This is a genomic window from Hydrogenophaga electricum (assembly GCF_030160815.1).
In the GTDB taxonomy this organism is placed as follows: Bacteria; Pseudomonadota; Gammaproteobacteria; order Burkholderiales; family Burkholderiaceae_C; genus Hydrogenophaga; species Hydrogenophaga electricum.
In genome coordinates, this window is record NZ_BSPB01000010.1 from 109404 (window position 1) to 118833 (window position 9430).

A 9430-nucleotide genomic window follows, 5' to 3' on the forward strand; every position below is an offset into this window, starting at 1 on the left:
GATGGCAGCGCCGTTTCGCACCCGGCTGACCGAGCTGCTGGGCATCGAATACCCGATCCTGGGTGGCGGGCTGATGTGGCTGTCGGACGCCCGGTATGTGGCCGCGCTGGCTCGTGCCGGTTGCATGGGCTTCATCACGCCGCGCTCCTTTGCCAGCGACGACGCGTTTGCCGAGGCGCTCGACCTGTGCGCCGACCTGAGCGCGGGCCGGCCTTTCGGGGTCAACCTGACCCTCTCCAGCCGTCCCGAGGCGAACCGCTCGGTCCAGCGCTGGGTCGAGATCGCGCTGGCCCATGGTGTGCGCCATTTCGAGACTGCGGGCTACCGACCCGACGGACTCATCGGCACGCTGCACGCCGCGGGTGCCACCGTGATCCACAAGGCCTCCAGCATCCGGCATGGCCTGGCTGCCGAGCGCGCGGGCGCCGATGCGATCGCCTTGATCGGCATGGAGGAGGGCGGTCACCCCGGCATGAACGAGCTGCCGGCCATGTTGATGGGGGCGCTGGCCGTGGGCCGGTTCCGTGTGCCGCTGGTGCTGGGCGGGGGCATTGGCCACGGTCGCCAGATCGCCGCCGCGCTGGTTCAGGGGCTGGACGGTGTGTTGATGGGCTCGCGCTTTCTGGTCTGTGAAGAAATCAGCGTCCACCCCGACTACAAGGCGCATCTGCTGACCTGCGATGAACACGCCACGGTGCGGGTCCTGCAGTCGCTGGGCAACACCTGGCGGGTGTTGAGCAACGACACCGCGCGACAGATCGAGGCGCTCGAACGCTCGGGTGCACTGGACCATGCTGCCTTCGGTGACCTCATCAAGGGCACCACGGTGCGCGATGGTTGTTATGCCACCGGCGACTGGAACCGGGGCATGTTGTCGCTCGGTCCTGCCATCGCATTTGCTCATCGTATCGAGCCCCTGTCGGTCATCGTGTCGGGTCTTATCCATGAAGCCCAACACGCCTTTCAAACATTTGATTCCCGGATGCCAAAGAGATGAACAAGCTGCCTTTCCTGGACCGCCTGAGCATTCCCGCAATTGCCGCGCCCATGCTGCGGGTGTCGGGTTATGAGCTCGTGTCCGCCGCCTGCGAGGCGGGTGTGGTGGGCGCGTTTCCAACCGCCAACTGCGCTTCGCTGGACGAGTTCGATGACTGGCTGGGGCGGCTTGGTCGAGCCGCTTCAGACAATCCCCGGCGCGCACCGTTTTGCCCCAACCTCATCATGCGCCGCGACCCGGAGCGCGTGATGGCGGAAGCGAAACTGATCGTTCAGCACCGAACGGAAGTGGTCATCACCAGCGTGGGTTCGCCCGCCGCCGTGATTCCGGCTTTGCACGATGGGGGATGCATGGTGTTGGCGGATGTGGCTTCGGTGCACCACGCCGAGCGTGCCATCGAAGCCGGAGCCGATGGCCTGGTCCTGCTGACGGCGGGCGCCGGGGGGCACACCGGATGGGCCAATCCGTTCTCCTTCGTGCGCGCCGTGCGGGCGATTTTCGACGGCCCCATCGTTCTGGCCGGTGGCATGTCGGATGGCGTGGCGTTGAAAGCCGCCACGGTGCTGGGCTGCGACCTGGGCTCCTTGGGTACACGCTTCGTGGCCACGCGCGAGAGTCTGGGGGCACCCGCCTACAAGCAGATGCTCATGGAGACCTCGCTTGATGACGTGTTGGTCACCCGTGCATTCACCGGCCTGCCGGCCAACTTTCTGAAGCCTTCGATTGAGCGTGTTGGCCTGAATCCGGCCGAGTTGGACGAAACGGTGACGGTGGCCGAGGCCAGGAAAAAATTCGGCGGGGGCGCAGACACCGCGGTCATTCAGCGATGGCAAGACCTTTGGAGCGCGGGTCATACCGTGTCTGCTGTGACGTCTGTTCCGTCGGTTGCCGAGCTGGTTGAGGCCTTGCGATCTGAGTTTGTGCGTGCGGGTTGATGTCGGCGCGATGGCGGCGGGAAGTGGCCAATCCGGCCAGCCTCTCCGTTTCCCGTGGGTGTCAAGCGGGGGGCAACAGCATGGCCGAAAGCGGTCCATGTGAACCGCCGCGGGCGGTTCACCCTTTGCCATGCGGCGGAGGGGCCATGTGTCGTGGCATGCCCGTTGGCCATCGCGCTTCAACCGCGACTGGTCGTTGGCCCCGAATGCGAAAAACCTGTTCGACAAGCTTTACTACCAGACGCTGGGCACGCCTCGTGGCGGCAATGGGTATGGTGAGCCGCGCAGTGTGGCGCTGACCCTACGCGGAAGCTTCTGAGATGGGTGAAATTTCAATGAATGAGAATTAATCTCAGTAAAATGAGGCATCAATATCCGCTGCCCTTGGCGCGACTTCCTGCTCCCATCGTCTGACGGTGGGTGCGGCGAGGCGTGATGTGATGCGAGGGGGCGGCCTCTGGATTCCGCGTGTTGCACCACTTTCTTTGGCCCCTCCTCGTTGCTGGCATTGGCATCTGTACTCCCTGCGGGGAGCGCATGGCCTTGGCCCGCGCAGGTCGCGGAGCCGGGCGGTGATCCGGGAACCCGGGGGCGGTGCGGTGGCGAATGCGGTCGTGCCGCGCAACGATCTGTATCTGGCCAGCTTGTACGCCCGCTGGCATGCGCCGGTGATGCGCATGCTGCGCCGCTACTTCGGCAGCCCGGCGGAGGTCGAGGATGCTGCGCAGGAGGTTTTCGTGCGCATGGCGGCCGCCGGCAAGGCGCTGGCACCCGACGAGGAGCAGCCCTACCTGCGGCAGACTTTGCGCAGCGTGGCGGCGCAGGCTTGGCACAAAGGCCCGGTGGCGCAAGGCGTGCAATTGGTGTCGTACGCGGATTGCGAGGACGAGCTGCATGCGGTACCGCAGGACGCGGGCATCGGGCAAGGGCTTGAGCAACGCCAGCGTTTGGCGCGCCTGCACCAGGCTGTGACCGAGCTGCCCCAGCGCCAGCGGGAGGCGTTTCTCCTGCACCGTGTGGAAGGCTACACCGTGCAGGAGACGGCCGATCAAATGGGCATCTCGCTGCGCATGGTGGTCAAGCACCTGGCGCGCGCCGTCGCCTATTGCGAAACCCGGGTTCAGTTTGCCAATGTGGAACAGATGAAGCGTTTGCAGTCTGTGCACGCGATGCTGAGTGCCGATGACGGTGAGCCATCGGGCGCGGCTGGTGCCGGCGGAGGTTCGCTGTGAGTCTGCTGCGTGCAGACGAAGCGTCGCCGGTGCAGAGCCTGGAGGCGCGGCTGCGTCGGAGCCATGAGGCTGGTGAATGGTGGGTGCGACGACAACAGGATGGCTGGACGCCCGAGGATGAGCAGGCACTGGCGATATGGCTGGCCGGCGATCCGCAACGCCGGGCCGCCTTCGAAAGCGTGCAACGCTCCTGGCGTGACGCGGCCGAACTTCGGCACCATTTCCCGCAGGCCTATACACACCGGGAAAAAACCAGGCGTGCCTCTGATCGCTGGATGGCCAGCCCGATATCGCGATGGGTCCATGTTTTGCGGCGCCTGGTCCATGGCGGAGGAAGCTGGGCGCGTGGACCCGCCTTGAGTGCAGGGCTGGCCATGGCCTTTTTGTGTATGGGGCTGTTCGGCGGCTACGGCTGGTACCGCTGGGCCTACCTGCCCCAATACACGTTGAGCATCGCCACCGGGCCGAGCGAGCTGCGGTCGGTGCAGTTGCCCGACGGATCCCGCATTGATCTCAATACCCGCAGCACGTTGCAGGTGCGGTATTACGCCCAGCGTCGGGAGGTTCTTCTGGACCAGGGCGAAGCGTTCTTCCAGGTGGCGCCCGACGCCGACAGGCCCTTCACCGTCGACAGTGGGCGCAGCCGGGTTCGCGTCCTGGGCACGGCATTCAATGTGCGGGTTGGCTCGCCCGCCATGGTGGTTCAGGTGCAACAGGGGCGTGTGGCCGTGCGGGTGGACCGTGTGCGTTCCGATACGGAGGCCTTGGTGATGGGCCCTGGTGCCGGGGTGGCCATTGACAACAGGACGCTTGCTTATCGCATCGTGCCGACATCGGCCAGTGCGGTCGCCGAGTGGCGGTCGGGTCAGCTTTATTTCAAGCAGGTGCCACTGCGTGAGGTCGCACGGGAGCTCTCCCGTTACCTGGGCGCTCCGGTGTCCGTCGATGGCGACGCTCTGGGGGCGACAACCATTTCGGGCTTGTTGGCATTGCGTGAGCCGGAGCGCTTTTTGCTGGCCTTGCCCAGCCTGATCGACGCGCGGGTGGAGCAAATGGCCGACGGGCACTGGCACATCACGCCCCTCTGATGGGCGCCTCGCCACTTTGCCACTGCCCGCCGAAGGGACGGCTGTGCGGGGCAACCCGATGCGGCCGTGTGCTGTTTGGTGCGCCATGACTGGACAGAAAAAGAATTTTTCGCGGCGGGTTCCATAAATGCGAGTGAATCTGCTTCTCCTTACTGGATGCCCCCGCAGCGGGGTGTCCTGAGCTGTCAGCCAAGGGCCTGCAGCGCACCGCGGTGCGCCTTCCCGAGCCAACAGCCGCAAAAAAGCGGTGCGCCCAGTGCGCAGGTTGGCCGGGTGCCTGTCACTCCTGAAAAGGGAGCGGTTGCCGGTGCCTGCGCATTGGCGGTGCATGGGCATACCAACACAGGCAAACATGCAGGAGCAGTCAGAGTGAAGAAGCACACGGACGTATCGAAGGGCGTGGTGAGGGGATTGAAACCAGGTTGCGCGGGGGCTCCCCTGACACAACCCATGGCCTTGCGCCCCACGGCGCTGGCGGCCCTTTTGGTGGCTGGCGTGCTGGGCGCAGGCGTTCTGGCATCCATGCCGGCACATGCGCAGCAAGCCGCGGCTGTGGAAGCCGCACGGCAAGCGTTCCAGTACCCTTCGCAGCCCCTGTTGGACGCGCTGCGAGCCTTCGGGCGGCAGACCCAGTACCAGGTGCTCTTCGACGATGCCCTGGTTCAGGGGCGTCAGGCGCCGGCCATCACCGGCAGCTTCACGCCGCGCGAAGCGCTGGAACGCCTGTTGGCGGGCAGTGGTTTGGTGGGTGTGAGCACCCAGCCAGGCACCATCACCTTGCGCAAAGCGCCGCAGGCAGCCGCTGCCGCCGCTGATACGGTGCTGGCGCCTGTGGTCGTCACGGCACAGGCCGAACGAGGTGTCGCGACCGAAGGCACGGGCAGCTACACCACCCATTCGACGCGCAGTGCGATCGGGCTCGGGCTGTCCCTCCGGGAAACGCCGCAGTCGGTGAGCGTGATCACTCGCCAGCGCATGGAAGACCAGGGCCTGACCCAACTGGCCGATGTCGTTGCCCAGACCGCCGGTCTGGTGGTCTCGCAAAACGGCAACGTCGGCTCGGACAGCTCGCCCATCTATTCGCGTGGCTTTTCGGTGGACAACTACCTGATCGATGGTGTGAAGATGCTGGAGAGCTACACCAGCATCTTTCAGAGCCAGGACATGGCGCTGTACGACCGCGTCGAGATCGTGCGAGGTGCCACGGGTCTCATGAATGGCTCTGGCTCGCCCAGCGCCAGCATCAACATGGTGCGCAAGAAGCCGACGAAGGACTTCCAGGCATCGGCCCGGCTGGAGCTGGGGTCCTGGGATTACCGGCGCGCGGATGTCGACATTTCGACGCCGTTGAACGAGTCGGGCAGTGTCCGTGGCCGTCTGGTCGCCGCCGTGCAGGACGCCGGGTCTTACATCGACCGCCTTGAAGAGGACCGCACGGTGCTCTATGGCGTCGTCGAGGCGGACCTTGACGCGGGAACCCTGGTGCGTGCCGGCCTGAGCCAGCAACGGCACGACTCCACGGGCCATGCCCGCGGCGGGCTGCCAGCTTTTTACAGCGACGGCACGCGCACGAAATGGGCGCGTTCCGATTCCGCGGCACCGACCTGGGCCTATTCCAAACGCCACAGCACCTCGGGCTTCGTTGAACTGGAACACCTGTTCGACAACGGCTGGGAGCTCAAGGCTTCGGCCATGCGGACGCTCACCGATTCCGACGAACTGGTGGGCTATGCCAGCAGTGGCAATCCGGATCGGGTCACCGGCGCTGGCGTTGGCATCTGGGCCACGCACTGGCTGTACCAGCCTCATCAGAACGTGGTGAATGTGAATGCCAACGGCCAGTTTGATCTGTTCGGCCGCGAACACGATCTGGCGCTGGGCGTCACCCATGCCCGAACCCGGCGCAACGGTCCCCACTTCACCAACTGGTACCACGACGGCTGGAGCAACGCCATCTCGAACATCTTCACCTGGGATGGCAACGACCCTGCTGCCCCCGACAACCCGACCGTCGGCTCGGGCACGATGAACGAGCGCAGCAACAGCGTGTTCGCTTCCACCCGTCTGCACGCAACGGATGCGCTTTCCGTCATCCTGGGGGCTCGCTACACCGACTGGCAGCGGGCCGAATCGACCCACTCGCTGAAAACCGGGTCGACCACCTACAGCTTGAGCCAGGCGTCCGGTGAGATCACCCCGTATGCCGGCCTCGTGTTCGACTTTTCCGAACGCTGGTCCGCCTATGCCAGCTACACCACCATCTTTCAGCCACAAAGCTACAAGACCATCACCGGCCGCTACATCGATCCATTGAGCGGCAACAGCACGGAGGTGGGCATCAAGGGCGCTTTCTTCGACAACCGCCTGAACATCGGTGCCGCTGTGTACGAGACGGAGGAAGACAACAAGGCCATCGCGATCCCGGATACCTTTGCGCCCGACGGTGCACAGGCCTATTACGCGACCTCCGGGACCAAGAGCCGTGGTTTCGAGGTCGAGGTGGCCGGGCAGGTGGCTCCTGGCTGGGAACTGTCTGCCAGCTTCGCCCGCAACGTCACGCGCGACCGCCTGGGCACGCTCATCAACACCACCGTGCCGAAGAACACCGCCAAGCTGTACACCTCGTACCAGCTCGACGCCCTGGCCCGTGGTCTGGTGGTGGGTGGGGGCCTGCGCTGGCAGAACGAGATCTACGCCAACAACATGGGGCCCAACCGCGTGCGTCTCGTCCAGCCAGCCTACACGGTGGTGGACCTGATGGCGCGTTATCCCGTGTCGGAGAAAACGACGATCTCGGTCAACCTGAACAACGTGTTTGACAAGGAATACCTGACCAACGCCGGCAACAGCTACTACGGCGCGCCGCGCTCGTTGCGGGTCGCGCTCGACACGAAGTTCTGACCGCCTGCGCAGACGGCCCGATGCCCCTCCGCTGCCCCGCAGCGTGAGGGGCTGGGTACGCCTTAAAATGCGATTCATTCGCATATAAGGGATATGGTCATGCACGCATCTGCCCCGGCGTCCAACTCCGTGCAGCTTCTGTACGCACAGCACCATGGCTGGTTGCAGGCGTGGCTGGGCCGCAGGTTGGGCAACGCATTCGATGCCGCCGACCTGGCCCAGGACACCTTCGTGCGCGTGCTCACCGCGCCCGAAAGCTCGCCCGAGAAGCAGCGCGGCTGGCAGCTTGATGAACCCCGTGCGTACCTCACGCTGATCGCCAAGCGGCTGCTGGCCAATCTGTACCGGCGGCGCTCGCTGGAACAGGCGTATCTGGAAGCGCTGGCGCAGGTGCCCGCGGCCTTTTCGCCGTCGCCCGAGCAGCGCGCGCTGCTGCTGGAGACGCTGCAAGCGGTCGACGCCATGCTCGACGGCCTGGCTGCCCCGGTGCGGCAGGCCTTTTTGCTGGCGCAGCTCGACGGTCTGGGTTATGCCGAGATCGCCGCCCAACTCGCGGTGAGCGAGCGCACCGTCAAGCGCTACATGGCACAGGCCATGGCGCGCTGCATCCTGTTGAGCGCCGAGCGGTGAGCGTGGCAGCGCAACGCACGGCAGCCGAAACCGTGGCCATCAGCGAAGCCGTGGCCCTGCAGGCGGCCGAGTGGTTTTTTTCTGCTGCATTCCGGCGAGACCGTCGAGCGCCGGCCGCTCTGCTCGCGGTCACCCCGGCGGGTTGGCTGGCCTGGCGGTCCTCGCCCGTGCGCGACTGGCTGGCCGAGCACCAACATCCCGGCGCAGCCGCTGCACGCGGCGCTCAGGCTGTTTTCCGATCAGTCGAAGCACCAGGTGCTGTTCGAGGAAGAGTCCGTCGCCGGAAAACGTGTCCGCGCGCTGCAGGGGCGCTACGCGCCGCGTGAGGCACTGGAGCGTTTGCTCCTGGGGGCTGGCATCCAGATCAACAGCACGTGGGCAGGTGTATTCACCTTGAAGCTCGCGCCTGTGCAGCCGGTGTTGGGAGCGGTGACGCTGGCGCCGGTCATCGTGACGGTCCAAGCCGAGCGCGAAGGGTCCACCGAAGGATCGGGCAGCTACACCTCCGTGGGCATGAACACGGTCACCAAACTGCCCTTGTCTGTGCGCGAGATGCCGCAGTCCAGAAGGCCACCGGTCGCACGACGATGGCGATGATGAACATTCCGGTTGACATCTTCAACTTCAACCACGCCCTCATTCCCGAGCCGGAAACGCCGGCTTACGCCAGCCAGCTCCAGGACAAGGCCAGCCTGCTGGGGCTGTATGGCAACACGCGTCTGGCCGTCACGCCGGGTCTGTACCTGCATCTGGGCGGCCGGCTCAATTGGTACAGGGACCACACGGACAACCTGATCACGGGTCAGGTCACCAGCGACTACCAGCAGGATGCCCAGTTCACGCCCTATGCCGGGCTGGTGTACGACCTGGGGCCGCAATGGTCGGTGTATGCCAGCTATGCCAGCACCTTTGTGCCGCAATCGCAATATGCGGTCTTCAATGGCGGGGCACTCAAGCCCGCCGAAGGCGACAACCACGAGGCGGGCGTCAAGGGGGCGTTGCTGGAAGGCCAACTGAATGTGGCTTTCGCGCTCTTCCACACCAAGAAGCGCCATGTGGCGGTGCTGGACACCGAGAACCTGGGCGGGTGCCCCGGCATTTCCACCAGCGACTGCTATCGCAACGCCAGTTTGCTGCGCAGCAAAGGGTTTGATGCCGAAGTCGCCGGCCGCATCGCGCCGGGCTGGGAGGTCGCTGCCGGCTACACCTATTTGACAACCCGCGATGACGCCGGTGCACCGCTGACGTCGGATGCACCGCACAACTTGCTGCGCGTTTCCTCCAGCTACACGCTGCCGGGCGCGTGGTCTGCCTGGACCATCGGTGCGTCGCTGAACGCCCAAAGCAGCAGCTACGTCACGGTGGTGCGCAATCCGGGGCGGGCGATTCTGGATCTCAGGGCGTCTTACCGCATCGATCGCCATTGGAGCGCTTCGCTCAATGTGGGCAATGTGTTTGACAAGACGTACTGGGAATACGTGGGCGGTACCCGCAATGGCAGTGGGTACGGGACGCCGCGCAGCGCGATGCTCACACTGCGTGGATCGTTCGACTGAGTAACCGTCTTGGAAGTCAAGCGCTGTGAAGCGATTTGTCCCAAGGTTTGCCAGTTCGGACCATGGCATTGAGCGTGGTCAGCAGCTTGCG

The 9430-nt window shown here is 65.0% G+C and carries 8 protein-coding genes; all 8 read left to right on the top strand.

Translation table 11 applies throughout. The features are described 5' to 3' along the window. Position 1: 1 nt before the first annotated feature. The 8 genes from QQK43_RS08930 (at position 2) to QQK43_RS08965 (ending at position 9339) form a co-directional block, all read left to right on the top strand. Positions 2-997: an NAD(P)H-dependent flavin oxidoreductase gene (locus tag QQK43_RS08930; protein ID WP_234267647.1), complete on the top strand. Its 996-nt coding sequence runs from the start codon at positions 2-4 to the stop codon at positions 995-997. Continuing rightward, positions 994-1932, top strand: coding sequence for an NAD(P)H-dependent flavin oxidoreductase (locus QQK43_RS08935; protein WP_234267646.1), 939 nt, complete (start codon positions 994-996; stop codon positions 1930-1932). The genes QQK43_RS08930 and QQK43_RS08935 overlap by 4 nt, the downstream gene beginning before the upstream one ends. A gap of 572 nt (positions 1933-2504) precedes the next feature. Beyond that, a complete protein-coding gene (locus QQK43_RS08940) occupies positions 2505-3164 on the top strand; it encodes an RNA polymerase sigma factor (protein WP_234267645.1) in 660 nt (219 codons plus the stop codon). Next, positions 3161-4252, top strand: coding sequence for a FecR family protein (locus QQK43_RS08945; RefSeq protein WP_234267644.1), 1092 nt, complete (start codon positions 3161-3163; stop codon positions 4250-4252). The genes QQK43_RS08940 and QQK43_RS08945 overlap by 4 nt, the downstream gene beginning before the upstream one ends. 450 nt (positions 4253-4702) lie before the next feature. Further along, positions 4703-7153, top strand: a complete 2451-nt coding sequence (locus tag QQK43_RS08950; protein WP_284307470.1) for a TonB-dependent siderophore receptor — start codon at positions 4703-4705, stop codon at positions 7151-7153. 99 nt (positions 7154-7252) lie between these two features. Then, on the top strand, positions 7253-7783 hold the full coding sequence (locus QQK43_RS08955) for a sigma-70 family RNA polymerase sigma factor (RefSeq protein WP_284307471.1): 531 nt from the start codon (positions 7253-7255) through the stop codon (positions 7781-7783). Between the two features lie 255 nt (positions 7784-8038). Further along, on the top strand, positions 8039-8380 hold the full coding sequence (locus tag QQK43_RS08960) for an STN domain-containing protein (RefSeq protein ID WP_234267640.1): 342 nt from the start codon (positions 8039-8041) through the stop codon (positions 8378-8380). Beyond that, the gene (locus QQK43_RS08965) at positions 8380-9339 is read left to right on the top strand and encodes a TonB-dependent siderophore receptor (protein WP_234267639.1); all 960 of its coding nucleotides are present in this window, start codon (positions 8380-8382) and stop codon (positions 9337-9339) included. The genes QQK43_RS08960 and QQK43_RS08965 overlap by 1 nt, the downstream gene beginning before the upstream one ends. Positions 9340-9430 lie beyond the last annotated feature (91 nt).